Here is an 18,056-nt window from a genome sequence, read left to right on the forward strand (position 1 = left end):
GCGTGCAGGGCGTCCCTGAGCCGCCGCGCCGTCCGGGCAGAACCGAGCCCGCCGATCCCCGGCGGGGAACGGGCATTTCGCCCGGCGGATATGACCGTTTGAGGTCAGCGGGCGGGCTTGCGGGTGGAACAAGATCGCGTCACCGTGTGGGCAGCCGATCCGGAGAGGCCCCCCGCATGCGCTTTCCCTCGCGTTTCCGCAGACCTGCCGCCTTCGCGCTTCTCACGACCCTGGTGACCGCTTCGGGCGTCGCCGTGGCGGCGCCCGCCAGCGCGGCGCCGCCGGCGGGGACGATCCAGTCGACCACCGACCTCGGCCCCCTCGCCTGGGACTCCCGCATCATCGGCCGGGACGCCGGGTTCTCGGTGAAGTGGGGGAGCGGCTCCATCTGGGTGTTCGGGGACACCGCGATGACGGTCGCCGGCTCCGACGGCGACAACTGGGCCGACAACACCTCGGCCACGACGACGGACCTCAGCGCCGCGAACGGGATCTCGCTGCTTCCGCCCGCCGGACGGGAGACCACCGACGGCGCCGGGGTGCCCACCGAGTACCTCCCGCTCTCGCAGTGGGAGAGCTACTTCAACCACGCCAACGATCCCGTCCGCTGCTCTCCGCCGGGCCAGGGGGACTGCGGCAAGCAGTACTTCCTGTGGCCGGCGCAGCCGGTCGCCGACCCGGCCCGCAACCGGGTGATCTACCCGTTCACGTCCGGGATCCGGGGCGGGTCGGTCACCGACCCGTTCGGCCAGTACTGGGGCACCGGGTTCGCGGTCTGGAACGCGTCCACCGGCGCGATGACCCGCCCGGAGACCGGTCCGGTGCCGGGCGGCGCCTCATGGGACAAGTGGGTGATGTTCCACGGCCAGGAGACCTCCTACACCCCCGTGACGACGGTGGGCTCCACCGTCTACAGCGTCGGCTGCGCGCAGGACTGGGTCGTCTACCACTGCTCGCTCGCCCGGGTGGGACTGGCCGACATCCTCAACCGGAGCGCCTGGCGCTTCTACGCGGGCGGCGGCACATGGTCCGCCACCGCCTCCGACGCGGTGACGATCTTCGACGGCGGCAGCTCGAACAGCATGTTCTACAACCCGTACCTCGGCAAGTACGTGGCGGTGTACGGCTTCGACCGGGTCTCCTACCGGACGGCCGACCAGCCCTGGGGGCCGTGGTCGGACGAGGCGAAGCTGTTCGACACGGTGCCCGCACCGCAGGGCAAGTACAACTACTTCGGCCTCGCCCACCCCGAGTACGGCAACGGCAGGACCCTGTACCTCACGTACTCGCACCCCACGTCCGACTGGGGCGGCGAGGTCCGCGTGCAGCGCGTGGTCTTCAACTGAGGCGGGCGCCCCGCCGGAGGATCGCAGGCCGGGGGTGTTGTCACCGGGTAACACCCCCGGTAAGTTCTTTCCATGTCCGATCAGTCCGCCCGCGGAGCGCGGCCACGGCGCGACCCCGGCAGGCGGCGCGCGCTGCTCGAGGCGGCGGACCGGGTCATCCAGCGGGAGGGGCCGGAGGCCTCGATGGCGGCGATCGCCGCCGAGGCGGGGATCAGCAAGCCGATCCTCTACCGGCACTTCGGCGATAAGAGCGGGCTGTACCAGGCGCTGGCCGAGCGGCACACCCGCAAGCTGATCGAGGGCATCCAGGCGGAGTTCTCCCGCAACGGCGCCGTCCTGGCCCGCACGCGATCCACCATCGACCGGTACCTGTCGACGATCTCGGCGAACCTCGACCTCTACCGGTTCCTCATGCACCGGGCGAGCGCCGAGGACGCCGCCACGCACAGTGCGATGAGCACGATGATCCGCGGTGTGAGCCGGGAACTGGCCGAGGTGATGATCGCCGAGGGGCAGATGGCGGACCGCACCCGCGCGTACGTGTGGGGCCACGCGGTCGTCGGCATGGTGCAGACTGCGGGAGACTGGTGGCTCGACCACGCCGGCGAGGTGCCGAGGGAGGCCGTGGTCGACGGCCTGGCCGACCTCATCCTCGGCGGGCTGCCGGCCGCCGCGGCGGACGCCCGCGTCCTCCAGCCGGTCCACGAAGAACGAACTCCGAGGTGACTGTTGCAGACCGACCTGCGTCCCGAACCCGCCGTCGAGACCGAGCGGCGGCCCTGGGGGAGCTTCGAGCGCTTCACGCTGAACGAGCCCTCCACCGTGAAGATCATTCACGTGGAGCCGGGGCAGCGCCTCAGCCTGCAGCGGCACCGCGACCGCGACGAGCTGTGGGTGGCGCTCGACCCCGGCGCCGTGTTCGAGGTGGCCGGCGAGCGGATCCTGCCCGAGGTGGGGGACCGCGTCCTCATCCGGGCCGGTGAGACCCACCGGCTGAGCTCCGACGGGCCCGCCGTGCGGGTCATGGAGATCGCCTTCGGGAACTTCGACGAGGACGACATCGAGCGCCTGGAGGACTCCTACGGGCGGGCCTGACCGGCCCCCCGCGCGGCGGCGCGCCCCGGAGTGGCCTCCGGGGCGCGCGAGCCGGTAGGCTCGGCACATGCGAACCGAGAGCCGCCGGTGGTGGCGCCGCTGAGGCGGCGTCGGTTCGTGCACGTTCGACATCCAGCGACCGCCCTCACCCGGCGGTCGTTTCGCGTCCCGGCCGGGCGGGGGCCCGAAAACGAGGGGCCACCGCGGTGGACACCGTCTCAGCGCAGCCGCTGACCAGCGAATTCGTCACGGCCGGAGGGGTGCGGGTGACCCGCACCGCGACCCCGGTCGACCCCGAGCGCAAGTCCGACGTGCTCAACGCCCTCGTCGCCGCGGTGGGGGAGCGGCGCGGCGGCGTGCTCAGCTCCGGGATGGAGTACCCCGGCCGCTACAGCCGCTGGCACATGGCCTACCTCGACCCCTGCCTGGAGATCACCGCGCGGGGCCGGACGATCGCCGCCCGCGCCCTCAACGACCGCGGCCGGGTGCTGCTGCCCGCGATCGCCGGCGCCGTCCGGGGCACCGGCGAGGTGCGCGCGGACGGCCCCGGCCTGATCGAGGTGTTCGTCCCGCCGACGGAGGAGTTCTTCCCCGAGGAGGAGCGCAGCCGCCAGCCCACCGTGTTCACCGCGCTGCGCGCCGTCGTCGACCTGTTCCGCTGCGACGACCCCCACCTCGGCCTCTACGGGGCGTTCGGGTACGACCTGACGCTCCAGTTCGAGCCGCTGACGCTGCGCCGGGAGCGCCCCGCCGACCAGCGCGACCTCGTCCTGCACCTGGCCGACGAGATGGTCGTCGTCGACCGCAAGCGCGAGACCTCGCACCGGATGTCGTACGACTTCGAGGTCGGCGGCGCGAGCACGGCGGGCCTGGCGCGCGCCACGCCCGCGACCCCCGTGCCCGTCCCGGCCGAGCTTCCGGCCCAGCCGGTGCCGGGCGTGTACGCGCAGATGGTGCGGGACGCGAAGGAGAGGTTCGTCCGCGGCGACCTGTTCGAGGTGACGCCCGGCCACGCCATGTACGGCCGCTGCGACTCGCCCGCCGCGTTCTTCGAACGGCTCCGCGAGACCAACCCGGCGCCGTACGAGTTCCTGTTCAACCTGGGCGACGGCGAGTTCCTGGTCGGGGCGTCCCCGGAGATGTTCGTCCGGGTGTCGGGCGACCGGGTGGAGACCTGCCCGATCGCCGGGACGATCCGGCGCGGTGCCGACGCGCTGGAGGACGCCGAGCAGATCCGCGCGATCCTGTCGTCGGCGAAGGACGAGTCCGAGCTGACGATGTGCACCGACGTGGACCGCAACGACAAGTCGCGGATCTGCGTCCCCGGCAGCGTCAGGGTGCTCGGCCGCCGGCAGATCGAGCTGTACTCGCGGCTGATCCACACCGTCGACCACATCGAGGGGCGGCTGCGGCCGGGCTTCGACGCGCTCGACGCCTTCCTCACCCACATGTGGGCGGTGACCGTCACCGGCGCGCCGAAGACGTGGGCGATGCAGTTCATCGAGGACCACGAGGACTCCCCGCGCCGCTGGTACGGCGGCGCCGTCGGGTGCGTCGGGTTCGACGGGTCGATGAACACCGGCCTGACACTGCGGACGGCGCAGATCCGCGACGGGATCGCGACCGTCCGGGCCGGGGCGACGCTGCTGTACGACTCCGACCCCGATGAGGAGGAGCGCGAGACGCACCTGAAGGCGAGCGCGCTGCTCGGGGCGCTCGCGGAGGGCCGGGCGGACGCGGCGGTCCCGGAGCCGGCCGCGGCGGAGCCCGCGGGCGAGGGCCTGAAGGTGCTGCTGGTCGACCACGAGGACTCGTTCGTCAACACGCTCGCCGACTACTTCCGCCAGCAGGGCGCCGACGTGGTGACGCTGCGGCACGGGTTCCCCGCGCGGCTGCTGGACGAGCACGCGCCCGACCTCGTCGTCCTGTCGCCCGGTCCGGGGCGTCCGGAGGACTTCGCGACCTCCGCGCTGCTCGACGCCCTCGACGCGCGCGGCCTGCCGGTGTTCGGGGTGTGCCTCGGCCTGCAGGCGATGGTGGAGCACGCGGGCGGCGAGCTGGCGCTGCTGCCCGAGCCGTCGCACGGCAAGCCGGGCCGGGTGAAGGTGACCGGCGGGGAGCTGTTCGAGGGCCTCCCGGACGAGTTCACCGGCGCCCGCTACCACTCGCTGCACGCGACGCCGGAGCGGGTGAAGGGGTTCCAGGTGACGGCGCTGACGGGCGACGTGGTGATGGCGATCGAGGACGCGGCGAAGCGGCGCTGGGCCGTCCAGTTCCACCCGGAGTCGATCCTCACGGCGGAGGGCCGGGCGGGGCACCGCATCGTGGCCAACGTCCTGCGCCACTGCCGGGCATGACCGAAAAGGTGATTTGGGTCATTTGAAATCAAACTTGGGTTTTACCTTGCCGTGAACGGGGACCCCGTGGCCATGATGTTCATCCTGTGGCTCCTCGCGGTGATCCTGGTGATCGCCGGAATCTATGTCATCCTCGCCCGTCGCGACCTCCTCTGGGGGATCGTCCTCATCGTCGTCGGCCTGCTCGTCGGCCCCGGCGGCGTCAGTATCTTCACCTGACCGAAACCCTCACACCCGTAATGGGATCACCCGGAGCCCCCGCCGACCGGCGGGGGCTCCGGGTGGCCCCGGTCACCGGCCCCCGTAGAGGGCCGCGAGGCGGGCGGCCGTGGCGGCCATGTCGGCGCGCAGTTCCGGCGGGTCGAGGACCTCCACCTCGCCGCCGAGACCCAGCAGCTGGGCCGCCGCCACGCGCGGCGACTCGACGGGCAGGCGGGTGGTCACCCACCCATCGCCGTCGGGCTCCCCGGCCGCGCTCTCCGCCGCCTCCGCCGCGAACGGCTGGACCGCGCGCCGCAGACCGCGCAGCCCCGCCGGGCTCAGCCGCACCGTGACCTCCTGCCGGTGCATCGACCGCAGGAACTCCGCCGCGGCGTCCCGCCAGTGCGCGGCCAGATCGAACGACCCGTCCCGGACGAAGGACGCCCCGGTCGGCGCCACCGCCGCCACCCGCTCCACCCGGTACGTGCGCGGCGCGCCGCCGACCCGCGCCACCAGGTACCAGGTGCCGTTCTTCAGCACCAGCCCGTACGGCTCGGCCGTCCGCGACACCTCCGCCCCGCCCCGCCGGTAGCGCAGCTCCACCACCTCGTCCGACCAGACGGCGCGCGCCAGGTCGCGCAGCAGCGGCGGCGGCTCCGACACCCCGAACCAGCCCGGCGCGTCCAGATGGAACCGCTGCCCGGCGCGCAGCGGCGCGTCCCGCAGCGACCTCGGCAGGGCCGCGAGGACCTTCAGGCCCGCCGCGGCCACCGCGTCGGCCAGGCCCATGTCGCCCGCGGGGCCGGGCAGCCCCGCGAGGAACAGCGCCTCCGCCTCCGCGCGGCTCAGCCCCGTCAGGCGCGTCCGGTAGCCGTCGACGAGCCGGTACCCGCCGTTGCGGCCCTGATCGGCGTAGACGGGGATGCCCGCCGACGACAGCGCCTCGACGTCCCGGTACACGGTCCGCTCCGAGACCTCCAGCTCCGCCGCCAGCTCCCGCGCCGTCATCGCCTCCCGCGCCTGGAGCAGCAGGACGAGCGAGATCAGCCGGGACGCGCGCACGCCCCCATTCTCCCCGCGTTCCCGACGAGATCGTGTCAGGAACCCCCGACATGCTGTCCGCGCAGGTCCCGGGCCTGTTAGCTTCGCGGACGTGCAGACCGCAGACACCTCCATCGAGGCGTTCATCGACGCCCTCCCCAAGGTCGAGCTCCACGTCCACCTCGTGGGCTCCGCCTCCGTCCCGACCGTCCTGGAACTCGCGCGCCGCCACCCCGACGGGCCCGTCCCCGTCAACGAGGAGGAGCTGCGCGCGTTCTACGAGTTCCGCGACTTCCCGCACTTCGCCGAGGTGTACGAGGCGGTGTCCAGCCTCGTCCGGAGCCCGGAGGACGTCGCGACGCTCGTCACCGGCGTCGCCCGCGACCTCGCCGCGCAGAACGTCCCGTACGTCGAGCTGACCGTCACCCCCTACACGCACCAGCGGGCGGGGATGCCGATGCCCGTGATCACCGAGGCGCTCGACCACGCCGTCCGGATCGCCCGCGAGGAGCACGGCATCCGCGTCGCCTACATCTTCGACATCCCCGCCGAGTTCGGCGCGGCCGCCGCCCGCGGCACCCTCGACCACGCCCTGGACCACCCGCCGCTCGCGCTCGTCGGGTTCGGGATCGGCGGCATCGAGCAGGTCCGCGCGGCCCACCGGGACGCGTTCCGCGACGCCTTCACCGCCGCCCGGAAGGCGGGGCTGCGCAGCCTCCCGCACGCCGGTGAGATGACCGGGCCCGAGACGATCTGGGAGGCCCTCGACGGCTACGGCGCCGAGCGCATCGGGCACGGCATCAACTGCCTCGCCGACCCCCGCCTCGTCGCCCGCCTGCGCGAGACGCAGCTGCCGCTGGAGGTGTGCCCGACGTCCAACGTCCGGACGGGGCAGGTCGCCGACCTGGCGTCGCACCCGCTGCCCCGCATGCTGGAGGAGGGCCTGTTCCTCACCCTCAACAGCGACGACCCGCCCATGTTCGGCACCACGCTGACCGGCGAGTACCGCGCCGCCGCCGAGGTGTTCGGCCTCGGCCGCGCCGAGCTCGCCGACCTGGCCCGCAACGCCGCCGAGGCCGCCTCCCTGGACGACGCGTCCCGCCGCGCGGTCATCGCCGACATCGACGCGCTCAGCCCGCCGGCGAGGCGCTGACCTCCACCCGCGTGTCGTGGAACACGGGCCCGCCGCCCATGTCGGTGTCGCGCTCGGCCACGACCGCGTTGGCGTTCGCGCCGCCGGAGAACTTCGCCCAGTGCCCCTTCGACGTCGCCGCCACACCCGGCCTGACCTGATCGGTCACGTCCAGGACGGCCTCGAACGCGCCGCGGTCGTTGCCGACCCGCACCTTCTGCCCGGCGGCCAGGCCGCGCGCCGCCGCGTCGCCGGGGTGCAGCCGGACGGTCAGGGGACCGCCGCGCCGCCGCAGCTCCGGGTTGTTGCCGAACGTCGTGTTGAGGAACTCGTGCGACGCGGCGGAGACCAGCGCGAGGGGGTAGCGCTTCGCGCGCTCGGCGTCCGCGACCTCGACGGGCGGCGTGTACCGGGTGCCCGCGAACTCGAACCGCCCCGAGGGGGTCTCGAAACCGTCCTTGTACGGGACGAAGGGGTCGGGCACCGCCATCCGCACGAACCCCTCCTTCCGCAGCCGGTCGAGGGTGATCCCGGTCATCCACGGGTGATCGGACGCGAGGAGCCGCTCGGCGAGCCGCTCGTCCGAGTCGTACAGGGCGGGCTCGTCCAGCCCCATGGCCCGCGCCAGCCGCCGGAACGTCTCGGTGGTCGGCAGGCACTCGCCGGGCGGCTCCACCGCCGGGGCGTTCCACGTCAGGTACAGGTGCCCGTACCCCTCGTGCAGGTCGGCGTGCTCGTGCTGCATGGTCGCGGGCAGGACGATGTCGGCGTAGTCCACCGTGTCCGTGGGGAACTGCTCCATCACGACGGTGAACAGGTCGTCCCGCTCCAGGCCGCGCCGCACCCGCCCCTGCGCCGGAGTGCTCGCGACCGGGTTCGCCGCCATCACGAACAGCGCCTTGACCGGCGGGTCCTGGACGTCCAGGAGCCCTTCGCCGAGCCGGGTCATCGACAGCGTCCGCACCGGCGCCGGGCGCAGGTCGTCCCGGTAGAGCGCCGCCTTGTTCAGCTTCACGTGCCCGGACGTCGAGTACGCGACGCCTCCGCCCCGCCGCGCCCAGTCGCCCGTCACCGCCGGGATCCCCGCCAGCACCCGCAGCGTCGACCCGCCGCCCGCGTTCCGCTGCAGCCCCTGCGTCGCCCGGATCGCGGTCGGCCGCGTCCGCGCGATCAGCTTCCCGAGCGCGGTGATCCGCGCCTCGTCCAGCCCGGTGATCTCGGCGGCCCGCGCCGGCGGGAACGCGGCGATCTCCTCCCGGAACGCCTCCCACCCGGCCGTGTGCCGCGTGAGGAACGCCTCATCCTGCGCCCCCAGGCCCACGATCACGTTGAGCAGTCCGAGGGCCAGCGCCGCGTCCGTGCCGGGCAGCGGCGCGAGATGCTCGTCGGCCTGCTGCGCCGTCCGCGTCCGGACGGGGTCGATCGCGACGATCCGCGCCCCCGCCTTCCGCGCCGCCTGCACGAACTTCCACACGTGGTGCCCGCTCGTCAGCGGGTTCGTCCCCCACAGGAGGATCAGCTTGGCGTGCGCGAGGTCCTCCGGGTCCATCCCGCCCGCCGACCCGAGCGAGGTCTCCAGACCCGCCGTGCCCGCCGCCGAGCAGATCGTCACGCCGTGCGCCGACGCCCCGAGCACGTTGAAGAACCGCCTCCCGGAGAACCCTTCGAGCCCCTGCAGGTACCCGAGCGTTCCCGTCCCCCAGTAGGGCCAGACCGCCTCGCCGCCGTACTCCCGGACGATCCCGTCGAGCCGCTCGGCGATCTCGGCGAGCGCCTCCTCCCACGAGATCCGCTCGAACCGCCCCTCGCCCTTGGCGCCCACCCGCCGCATCGGGTACAGGATCCGGTCGTCCTGCGAGGCCCGCTCCAGCCACCGGTTCACCTTCGTGCACAGGGCGCCGCGCGTGTACGGGTGGTCGGGGTTGCCCCGCAACCCCACGGCCTCGCCGTCCCGCACGGTGACGACCCACGAGCACCCGTCCGGGCAGTCCAGAGGGCAGGCTCCCAGCACCTTCAGCTCCGACCCCATGAATCCCTCCCGGTTAGGCGAACCCCTCCAGTCTGCGTCATCCCACCAGGAGTCCGACCCCCTCATGCCCCTGACGTGTGCTCCGGTACCCCTGTCGCGTTCGCTCGGCGAGGGTGGTTTCCTATGGGCGAAGGAAACGACCGGTGGGGGAGCAAGATTGAAGAGCGTCGAACCAGAGGTTTTCCTCGTCGCGCGGCCGGAGCTGGACTACGACGAGGTCGCCCGATACCTCCGGGATGTGGGCGGGGAGAGCTGGGTGGAGCGCCTCGACCGGGGAGATCTCGACACCGAGCTGAACGACCCGCAGAACCTTGCGGAGTTCGCGGGACGTCTCTGCTACCGCTCCTGGGAGCCCGGCCTCAACCCCAACGTGGTCAGGGTGCGCACCGACCAGGGGCAGTACCTGGAGAACATTCTCCGGAGCCTGCACGGCTCGGTGCTGGAGCACGTCAGTTTCAGCTTCGTTCTCCATAATGTGAGCCGTGTCCTGACCCATGAGCTCGTCCGGCACCGCCCTGGGGTGGCGATCTCGCAGGAGTCGCTCCGATTCGTCCGTCTTCAGGACATTCCGTTCTGGTTTCCGGAGTGGGCCCGTGAGGACGCCGAACTCATGAAGCGTGCCACCGCCATGCTGGAACAGATGGAAGAGTTCCAGGGTTGGATGGCGGAGCACTTCGGACTCGATGATGAGGGCGTGCCGTTCAAGGAAAAGAAGCACAAGACCTCCTTCATGCGCCGTTTCGCCCCCGAGGGTGTCGGTACCGGGTTGGTCTGGACCGCCAATGTCCGCACGCTCCGCCACACCATCGAGAACCGGACGGCTCCGGGTGCTGAGGAGGAGATCCGTCTGCTCTTCGGCAAGATCGGCGAGACGATGCGCAGGGAGGCCCCCGACTTGTTCGGCGACTATGTCGTCGAGGACGGTGCCTGGATCCCGAAGTGGCGCAAGGTCTGACTCTCTTTGGAGCATGCTGCGGTAGGGGTTACCGCCTTGGCGAGCCGACGAAGATGCGGTTCGCCAGGTAGTTGTCCATGGGAAGGGCGGTGACCAGTTCATAGGTTGTTCCGACTCCACCCGGCGCGATCTCAGTGATCACGTCCGATTTTCCTATCGAAGTGGACCCGTTCCGCTTGGCGAGCGATTGTTCGCTGTTGCTCTTCGTTCTGTGGCAGGGCGCGCACGCCGGGCGCAGATTCCGGACGTCGAGTGCTTTGAGCAGGTCAAGGACTACCGGGACCTCGTGGTCGAGAACCAGGTTTGCGCGTTCGTAACTCTCCCCGCATAGGTAGCAACGGTCGATCTCGGCGATCAAGCGTCCTCGCTGCATAGACGTCCAGACCTCGATTCGGGTCCGCAGCGAAGGCGGTATGAGCCTCTCGGACGGAAACACCGTCCTGCCCGTGACGATGATCGAGTCTCCGAGGTACTGCTGCTTGCTGGATCTCCGTCAGTGTGGTCGCCGGCGTGCTGCGGCGGCTCGGCCCGCATGCTGATCAGTCCACATCACGGGTCATCTGACCGTCTCCGCCTCGTTGGTGGCACGTCGCCGCCGAAGGCGCCGCGCGGTCGTTGGTAGGTACCGGGTCCATGAGGTGCTCGGTCGGCCGGCGGGCGCCGGTGCGCGTGCGGTTTCCGCTTCAGGGGTGTACGTACAGCGTAAATTGCGTCAGGGTTGGGCGGCATGGCGGACATCGTGATTCCCGCGGATGCGGGGGAACTGCCCGGATACCTCGCCGTCCCCGAAGGGGAGGGGCCCTGGCCGGGCGTGGTCGTCCTCTTCGAGGCGCTCGGGGCCACCGAGGACATGCGCGAGCAGGCCGACCGGTTCGCGGCGCGGGGGTACCTCGCGCTGCTGCCCGATCTGTACCGCGGGGCGCCGTGGCTGCGGTGCGTCACCAAGGCGATGCGGGACATGCGGGCCGGGCGCGGCGCCACCTACGACGCGATCGAGGCGGCGCGGGCGTGGCTGGCCGGGCGGGACGACTGCACGGGTGACGTGGGGGTGTGCGGATTCTGTCTCGGGGGCGGGTTCGCGCTGGTCGCGGCGGCGCGGTACGACTTCCAGGCGGCCGCCGTGAACTACGGGATCCTGCCGCGCCGGCCGGAGGAGGCGCTGCGGGGCGCGTGCCCGATCGTGGCGAGCTACGGCGGCGCCGATCCGACGCTGCGGGGCGCGGCGGGGAAGCTGGAGCGGGCCCTGGAGGCCGTGGACGTCCCGCACGATGTGAAGGAGTACCCGGCCACGGGGCACGGATTCCTCACCGAGACGGTGGCGCCGTTCGGCCCCGTGACGAGGATCGCTTTCGGGCTCGGCAAGGGCAGGGAGAACGCCCCGGACGGCTGGGACCGCATCTTCGCCTTCTTCGGCGAGCACCTCAAAGAATCTACAACGTAAAGGCGGCGGCCTCGATTACCCCGCACGTCATCGTCGCAGCTACCTGACGTCGGTAATGTCCTGATCATGACGACGATGCTGGGCGATGTGACACCTGTGGGGGAGCGGCTGAAGGCCTGGCGGCGGCAGCGCCGGCTCAGCCAGCTGGAACTGGCGTCGGCGGCGGGGGTGTCGACCCGGCACCTCAGCTTCGTGGAGACGGGCCGGTCGGCGCCGAGCCGCGCGATGGTGCTGCGGCTGGCCGAGCATCTGGACGTCCCGCTGCGCGACCGGAACCTGCTGCTGGTGGCGGCCGGGTTCGCGCCCGCCTATGCGGAGACCCCGCTGGAGGAGCCGAGGATGGACGCGGTGCGCGCGGCGCTCGGGCAGGTCCTGGCCGGGCACGAGCCGTTCCCCGCGGTGGTCGTCGACCGGTTCTGGAACCTGATCGACGCGAACGACGCGGCCGGGCTGTTCCTGGAGGGGGCGCCGCCGGAGCTGCTGGAGCCGCCGCTGAACGTGCTCAGGCTGAGCATGCATCCCGACGGGATGGCGCGCGACATCGTCAACCTGCCGGAGTGGCGCGCCCACATGATCGACCGGGTGCGGCGGCACGTCGCGCTGACGGCCGACGCCTCGCTCGCCCGGCTCTACCGGGAGCTGCGGGACTTCCCGGGCGGGGTGGCGGAGATCACGTCGCCGGTGGGCGGCGGGGTCGTGGTGCCGCTGCGGATCCGGCGGGACGGTGGTGAACTGGCGTTCTTCAGCACGGTCGCGACGTTCGGGACGCCGGTCGACATCACGGTGGCGGAGCTCGCGATCGAGTCGTTCTATCCGGCGGACGCCGCGACGACCGCGTTCCTGCGCGAGCGCGCGGGCTGGTGACCGGGGACGGGCCGGTGCCGTGATAGGAACCTGTACCGAATGGCGTTCGGGGGAGGACCGATGAAGATCACCGGCATTCTGCAGCACCGGGCCTGGCAGGAGAAGGTGCTCCCGCCGGTGGAGCAGGTCCGTCCCGGGCTGTGGTCGATTCCGGTGCCGCTGCCGAACAACCCGCTCCGGTACGTCCTGGTATACGGGCTGGAGCTGGCCGACGGCATCGCGATCGTGGACGCGGGCTGGGACACGGCCGAGGCGTGGGACGCGCTGTGCGCCGGGCTCGGCACCGCCGGCTACCGGATCACCGACGTGAAGGCGGTGCTGGTCACGCACCTGCACCCCGACCACTACGGCCTCGCGGGGCGGGTGCGGGAGGCGTCCGGCGCGTGGGTGGCGCTGCACCCGGCGGACGCCGGGCTGCTGCGCGAGCGGTACCGCGACTTCGACGGGCTGATCGCGGCGATGCGGCGGCAGATGGAGCTGCACGGCGTCCCGGACGAGGAGGCGGGGCCGCTCGCCGACGCGTCCAGGAAGATCCTCCCGCTCGTCCGGCACACCGACCCGGAGCTGCTGCTGGAGGACGGGGAGCAGGTCCCGATCGCGGGCTGGAACCTCCGGACCGTCTGGACGCCCGGCCACTCGCCCGGCCACGTGTGCTTCTTCGAGCCGGACCGGCGGCTGCTGCTGTCGGGCGACCACGTCCTGCCGCGCATCACCCCGACGATCGCGGTGCACGCCCAGCAGCGGCACAACCCCCTGGCCGACTTCTACGACTCGCTCGACAAGGTCCGCGTGCTGGACGCCGAGGAGGTGCTGCCCGCGCACGAGTACCGGTTCGCCGGCCTCGCCGACCGGGCGCGCGCCCTGGCCGACCACCACACGGCGCGGCTGGACGAGATCGCCCTCGAGGTCATCAAGGCGGGCGCGGACGGCGCGACGGCGTGGGACCTGGCGCGGCGGCTCACCTGGTCGCGGCCATGGGAGCAGATCCAGCCGTTCATGCGCCGGTCGGCGATGCTGGAGACCCTCGCGCATCTGGTGATGCTGGAGACGCAGGGGCGGGTGACGGCCGTCCAGGACGCGCCGCCGTGCCGCTGGCGCGCGACGCCGGTGCCACCGGGGGCCTAGCCGAGGCGGCCGCGGCGAGCGGTCACTCGTAGGCGGTTCCCGGCTTGCGGGTCGGAGTGACCTTCTGTGTGCGCATCTGGTAGAGCGGGTCGCCCTGGGGGTCGTCGCCGGGCTGCCACACACCGACGACCTTCACCCATCTGCCGTTGGCCGGGGCGGGGGCGTCCAGGACGGCGACCCGCAGCGCGATCGCGTCGGCGGCGCAGCAGTTCAGCTGCAGGCGGGTCACCGACCAGCCGCCCTTCGCGCCGGGCGTGACGAAGCCGGTGAGCTCGACCCGGCGGCCGGTGAGGGTGGCGGCGCGGCCGTTGTGGGCGTCGTACACGCGGAGCATGAACTCCCCGATCGACAGGGGGAACGGGTCCCGGCCGGGTGGGAGCGCCTGGTCGTCCCCCGCCGGCTTCGGGGGAGGGGCGGCCGGACGGGCGCCGGCCCGGACGGCGGTGAAGAGGCCGAGTTCCGGCGGCGCGATCGCGAAGATCGCCACGACCGGGAGGCAGAGCAGCCATGCCACGCGCGGGCCGCCGGGGCCGTGGTGGTGGCCCTCATGCCCGTCCCGCGGGACGGGGTGTCCGTCGTCCCGCCAGTCGCGGCGGATCCCGGCGGCGCCGAGCACGATGAGGACGGCGGCGCAGGCGACCAGCGGGTGGCGGAGGCCCGGCTTGACGTACCGGACGACCTCGCCGGTGACCAGGGTGATCCACAGGACGGCCCCGCCGAGGAGGACCATGAGGAGGTTCTGCATGGCGCGGGTCACAGGAACAGCGCTCCCACGGTGGAGCCGACGGCGACGGCCAGGACGAAGGTGAGCGGGACGAACCGCACGGCGAAGCTCCTGCCGAAGATCCCCGCCTGCAGGGCGATGAGCTTGAGGTCGACCATCGGGCCGACGACCAGGAAGACGAGCTTGGCGGTGGGGGAGAAGGGGGTGAGGCCGGCGGCAACGAACGCGTCGGCCTCCGAGCAGATCGACATGAGCACCGCCAGGACGGCGAGGGTGAGCACGGCCGCCCAGGGGACGCCGGCGATCCCGGTGACCCACCCGGCGGGGACGACCACGTTGATGGTCGCGGCGGCGATCCCGCCCACGACGAGGAAGCCCCCGGCGTGCATGAAGTCGTGGCGTGCGGCCTGGCGGAACGCCTCCCACCTCCCGCCGGTGCGCTCGGGCCCGGAAGGGACGCGCAGCCATTCGCTCCTGCCGAACCGCAACCAGGTCCAGCCGGCCAGGACCGCGACGATCAGGGAGGCGCCGAACCGGGCCAGGACCATCTCGGGCCGGCCCGGGAACGCGACCGCGGTAGCGATCATGATGACGGGGTTGATCGCCGGGGCGGCGAGCAGGAACGTCAGCGCCGCGGCGGGCGCCACCCCGCGGGCCATCAGGCCGCCCGCGACCGGCACCGAGGCGCACTCGCAGCCCGGCAGCACGGCCCCGGCCGCCCCGGCCACCGGGACGGCCGCGGCGGAGCCGCGCGGCAGCAGGCGCGTCCAGACCCGCGCGGGCACCAGGACGGTGATCGCCGCGGAGAGTGCGACCCCGAACACCAGGAACGGCAGGGCCTGCACGCAGATCGCGATGAAGATCGTCGACCATGCCTGGAGGGCGTCATGGGCGACCCGCGGCGCGACCTGGATCCTGGTGATCGCCAGGACCGCCACGAATGCGGCGAACAGCCACGCCGCGTCCGGTCCGGGTGCGGTCCGGGCGGGCCGCCACCCGGCCGGGGGAAGGGTCTCGTCCGGGGAGGGCGGGGTTCGGGTCACCCGGACACGATGCCACAGATATGGAAACCGTTTCCGTTGTCGGTTCTCGCGCCTGGTGGCGCGGCGCGTCGCGGAACCGGGCGGCCCCCGGTCAGGCGGTATCGGTGCTGTCGGCGGTGGCGTAGCCGGGGACGGCGGCGTCCTCGGCGTGGAGCAGGTCGTGGTGGATGCGGGTGAGGGGCACGCCGAGCCGCTGCAGCGCGGTGACGGTCCGCCGGATCATGGGGTCCGGCCCGGCCACGTAGGCGTCGTGGCCGTCCCAGTCGCGGATGCGGTCCAGGACCTCGGGCGGGGTGCCGCGCAGGCCGGGGAACCCCGCGGACGGCGGCTCGTCCGTCCGGGACACGACCGGCACCACGGTCAGCGCGGGGCAGGAGGACTCCAGCAGCCGCAGGTCGGGCAGGTCGTACAGGTCGCGCTCGGTGCGCGCGCCGACGATCAGGTGGACGCGGCGCCCGCCGCCGCGCGCGGCCTGCTCGGCGATGGCCTTGAGCGGCGCGAGACCGGTGCCGCCGGCGACCAGGAGCAGGTCGGGGCCGGGGCCCGGGGCGAGGGTCATCCCGCCGAGGGCGGGGCCGAGCAGCAGGCGGTCGCCGGGAGCGGTGTGCCGGACGAGGGCGCCGCTGACCCATCCGGCCGGCACGGCGCGGACGTGCAGGCGCAGCAGCCCGTCGGGGCGCGGCGCGCCGGCGAGCGAGTAGGGCCGCCAGACGCGCGGCCAGCGGGCGGTCTGGACGGTGAGGTGCTGCCCGGCGCGGAACGGCAGCGGGCGGCCGGGGCGCAGGGTGAGGACGGCGAGGTCGGGGGCGCGGCGGTCGTGCTCGACGACCTCGGCGGCCCACCAGGGCGGGTGGTCGGCGGCGTCCCGCTCGGCCGCCCGGATCATGGTCGCGGCGGCGGCCTCGTAGGCGGCGACCCAGCCGGCCTCGGCCTCGGGGCTCCAGAGGTCGGCGGCGAACCGGCGCAGTGTGGCGATCAGCGCGGTGCCGACGGCGGGGTAGTGCTCGGGGAGGACACCGTACTTGCGGTGGTCGCGGCCGAGTTGGGCGAGGTAGCCGTTCAGCTCGCGAGGGCTGTCCTGGCTCCACACGATGCGGGTCAGCGCGCGGAAGAGGCGGTCGCGCTGGGCGTCCATCGCCGGCGGGAACAGGGCGCGCAACCGCGGATTGGCGGCGAAGAGGCTGCCGTAGAAGAATGCGATGGCCTTATCCGGTTCCGGTTCCAGCCGGGCGAGGGTCTCCTTGGCCATTCGGGGTTCCATTGACATCGGGTCGTTCGCCCCCTCGGGCTTTCGGGGGCCGGTGACGCCGTCACCGGGCGTCCCGGGGCCCGGCCGGTGTCCGGCTCGCTGAGAGTCTCGCATCCATAAGCCCAGGTCCTCAAGCGATTCCGGGCACGGAGGAGCACTCTGCACGTTGGGTAATCGACCGCTAATTCACTGTCATCCGCCAAAATATGACAAAGCAGGCGAAATACTGATCAGTATGCGCCGATCATCCCGACCCGGAATCGGATGAACGCAGTTCGGTTTCTTCGCGGGCATCGCGGAACCGGGATTCCGTCCCCATGACGGCGCGCCGGACCTCCCGTCAGGGCGGTGCACAGATCTATCACCAAGGCGAATTTTTCCGGACGAACCCCCTCGCCTCCGCCGTCCGGCCCCGAACCGATCTTCCTGCACCCGGTGCGAAGATCCCGGCCGTGCGGCAAGCTGGCCGGGCAGGGGTCACGGCGCGGACGGCCGGAGGGGGCCGGCGACGCGTCCTGTCGGGGGACGGAACTGACGCGTCGCCGCGGTCCGGCGGCGGGCCGTGACCGCGCCCAGCAGAGGGGATGGCACGCATGACAGAGGCGAACCGGGGGGTCCCGGACCCCCGCGCCGTGGCCGGGGGAAGCGACGCGCCGCCGCTCATCGGCGTCACCGCCCAGCTCGAACCGGCCCGCTGGGGCCAGTGGATCCGCGAGGCCGCGCTGCTGCCCGTGCCGTACGTGCGGGCGGTCGAGCGCGCGGGCGGCGTCCCGGTCCTGCTCCCCCCGACGGGGAGCCTGCGGGGGCTCGATCCGCTGCTCGAGCGGCTGGACGGCATCGTCCTCGCGGGCGGCGGCGACCTCGATCCGGAGCTGTACGGGGCGGAGCGGCACCCCGAGACGGGGCCGCCGCAGCCGCGCCGGGACCGGTTCGAGCTGGCACTGGTCCGCGCGGCCATCGCCGCGGACGTGCCGTTCCTCGCGATCTGCCGCGGGATGCAGGCGCTGAACGTGGCGCGCGGCGGAACGCTCGTCCAGCACCTGCCCGAGGTGGTGGGGCACGACGGGCACGCCCCGTCCCCCGGCAGGTTCGCGGCGCACCCGGTGCGGATCGGCGCGACGAGCCTGACCGGCAAGATCCTGGGGGAGGCGGCGGACGTCCCGACCTACCACCACCAGGCGGTGGGCCGGCTCGGCAAGGGGCTCGTCGCCGTGGCGTGGGCGGACGACCAGGTCGTGGAGGCCGTCGAGCTCCAGGGCCACCGGTTCGCCGTCGGCGTCCAGTGGCACCCGGAGGAAGGCGACGACGGGCGGCTGTTCGAGGCGCTCGTCGCGGAGGCGTCCGGCCGCTGACGGCGGCGGCCCCGCCTCCGCCCGGCGGCGGGTCTCCGGCACGGCGGCGGGTCTCCGGTGGTTGGCGGCCCGTTTCGGGGGAAGGCGATCAGTGGATTCCGC

At 72.9% G+C, this 18,056-nt stretch carries 17 protein-coding genes; 11 read left to right on the plus strand and 6 right to left on the minus strand.

Going from position 1 to position 18,056, the window contains the following annotated elements:
• Positions 1 to 233: 233 nt before the first annotated feature.
• The 5 genes from IE99_RS0111915 (at position 234) to IE99_RS31810 (ending at position 5,017) form a co-directional block, all read left to right on the plus strand.
• Positions 234 to 1,346 (plus strand): DUF4185 domain-containing protein, encoded by a 1,113-nt coding sequence (locus IE99_RS0111915; protein WP_030168313.1) that lies wholly within the window; start codon positions 234 to 236, stop codon positions 1,344 to 1,346.
• A gap of 72 nt (positions 1,347 to 1,418) precedes the next feature.
• Positions 1,419 to 2,072, plus strand: coding sequence for a TetR family transcriptional regulator (locus IE99_RS0111920; protein ID WP_030168316.1), 654 nt, complete (start codon positions 1,419 to 1,421; stop codon positions 2,070 to 2,072).
• A gap of 3 nt (positions 2,073 to 2,075) precedes the next feature.
• Positions 2,076 to 2,441 carry a phosphomannose isomerase type II C-terminal cupin domain gene (locus IE99_RS0111925; protein WP_245623170.1) on the plus strand — a complete coding sequence of 122 codons (366 nt, stop codon included), beginning with the start codon at positions 2,076 to 2,078 and terminating at the stop codon, positions 2,439 to 2,441.
• Positions 2,442 to 2,647: 206 nt separating this feature from the next.
• Positions 2,648 to 4,798: an anthranilate synthase component I gene (locus IE99_RS0111930; protein ID WP_030168319.1), complete on the plus strand. Its 2,151-nt coding sequence runs from the start codon at positions 2,648 to 2,650 to the stop codon at positions 4,796 to 4,798.
• A gap of 72 nt (positions 4,799 to 4,870) precedes the next feature.
• Positions 4,871 to 5,017: a GPGG-motif small membrane protein gene (locus tag IE99_RS31810; RefSeq protein WP_245623177.1), complete on the plus strand. Its 147-nt coding sequence runs from the start codon at positions 4,871 to 4,873 to the stop codon at positions 5,015 to 5,017.
• A 72-nt stretch (positions 5,018 to 5,089) separates the two neighbouring features.
• Here the strand turns inward: IE99_RS31810 and IE99_RS0111940 are convergent, their stop codons facing one another.
• The gene (locus IE99_RS0111940) at positions 5,090 to 6,061 is read right to left on the minus strand and encodes a helix-turn-helix transcriptional regulator (RefSeq protein ID WP_030168322.1); all 972 of its coding nucleotides are present in this window, start codon (positions 6,059 to 6,061) and stop codon (positions 5,090 to 5,092) included.
• A gap of 91 nt (positions 6,062 to 6,152) precedes the next feature.
• Here IE99_RS0111940 and add point away from each other — a divergent pair, with 91 nt between their 5' ends.
• Complete coding sequence (add, locus tag IE99_RS0111945; RefSeq protein WP_030168324.1) at positions 6,153 to 7,193, plus strand: adenosine deaminase; 1,041 nt, start codon at positions 6,153 to 6,155, stop codon at positions 7,191 to 7,193.
• On the opposite strand, the gene IE99_RS0111950 is transcribed toward add, so the two are convergent.
• On the minus strand, positions 7,171 to 9,201 hold the full coding sequence (locus IE99_RS0111950; RefSeq protein ID WP_030168328.1) for a molybdopterin-containing oxidoreductase family protein: 2,031 nt from the start codon (positions 9,199 to 9,201) through the stop codon (positions 7,171 to 7,173). The genes add and IE99_RS0111950 overlap by 23 nt on opposite strands.
• Before the next feature lie 157 nt (positions 9,202 to 9,358).
• Here IE99_RS0111950 and thyX point away from each other — a divergent pair, with 157 nt between their 5' ends.
• Positions 9,359 to 10,156, plus strand: coding sequence for an FAD-dependent thymidylate synthase (thyX, locus tag IE99_RS0111955; RefSeq protein WP_030168331.1), 798 nt, complete (start codon positions 9,359 to 9,361; stop codon positions 10,154 to 10,156).
• A 28-nt stretch (positions 10,157 to 10,184) separates the two neighbouring features.
• Here thyX and IE99_RS31115 read toward each other — a convergent pair whose 3' ends face one another.
• Positions 10,185 to 10,514 (minus strand): HNH endonuclease, encoded by a 330-nt coding sequence (locus IE99_RS31115; RefSeq protein WP_211258791.1) that lies wholly within the window; start codon positions 10,512 to 10,514, stop codon positions 10,185 to 10,187.
• A 369-nt stretch (positions 10,515 to 10,883) separates the two neighbouring features.
• Here IE99_RS31115 and IE99_RS0111960 point away from each other — a divergent pair, with 369 nt between their 5' ends.
• The 3 genes from IE99_RS0111960 (at position 10,884) to IE99_RS0111970 (ending at position 13,586) form a co-directional block, all read left to right on the plus strand.
• Positions 10,884 to 11,597 carry a dienelactone hydrolase family protein gene (locus tag IE99_RS0111960; protein WP_030168335.1) on the plus strand — a complete coding sequence of 238 codons (714 nt, stop codon included), beginning with the start codon at positions 10,884 to 10,886 and terminating at the stop codon, positions 11,595 to 11,597.
• Positions 11,598 to 11,663: 66 nt separating this feature from the next.
• A complete protein-coding gene (locus IE99_RS0111965) occupies positions 11,664 to 12,461 on the plus strand; it encodes a helix-turn-helix domain-containing protein (RefSeq protein ID WP_030168338.1) in 798 nt (265 codons plus the stop codon).
• A 60-nt stretch (positions 12,462 to 12,521) separates the two neighbouring features.
• Positions 12,522 to 13,586, plus strand: coding sequence for an MBL fold metallo-hydrolase (locus tag IE99_RS0111970; protein WP_051712416.1), 1,065 nt, complete (start codon positions 12,522 to 12,524; stop codon positions 13,584 to 13,586).
• Between the two features lie 22 nt (positions 13,587 to 13,608).
• On the opposite strand, the gene IE99_RS0111975 is transcribed toward IE99_RS0111970, so the two are convergent.
• The 3 genes from IE99_RS0111975 to IE99_RS0111985 all read right to left on the minus strand — a co-directional run bounded on the left by IE99_RS0111975 (position 13,609) and on the right by IE99_RS0111985 (position 16,602).
• Complete coding sequence (locus IE99_RS0111975) at positions 13,609 to 14,343, minus strand: TIGR03943 family putative permease subunit (protein ID WP_030168344.1); 735 nt, start codon at positions 14,341 to 14,343, stop codon at positions 13,609 to 13,611.
• Entirely contained in the window at positions 14,340 to 15,353 is a 1,014-nt protein-coding gene (locus tag IE99_RS0111980; RefSeq protein ID WP_037559209.1) for a permease, read from the minus strand. The genes IE99_RS0111975 and IE99_RS0111980 overlap by 4 nt, the downstream gene beginning before the upstream one ends.
• A gap of 91 nt (positions 15,354 to 15,444) precedes the next feature.
• Entirely contained in the window at positions 15,445 to 16,602 is a 1,158-nt protein-coding gene (locus IE99_RS0111985) for a globin domain-containing protein (RefSeq protein WP_245623171.1), read from the minus strand.
• Positions 16,603 to 17,195: 593 nt separating this feature from the next.
• Here IE99_RS0111985 and IE99_RS0111990 point away from each other — a divergent pair.
• Positions 17,196 to 17,954 carry a gamma-glutamyl-gamma-aminobutyrate hydrolase family protein gene (locus IE99_RS0111990; protein WP_051712419.1) on the plus strand — a complete coding sequence of 253 codons (759 nt, stop codon included), beginning with the start codon at positions 17,196 to 17,198 and terminating at the stop codon, positions 17,952 to 17,954.
• The last annotated feature ends 102 nt before the right edge of the window (positions 17,955 to 18,056 follow it).

This window comes from Spirillospora albida, from assembly GCF_000718255.1.
Lineage (GTDB): Bacteria > Actinomycetota > Actinomycetes > Streptosporangiales > Streptosporangiaceae > Spirillospora > Spirillospora albida.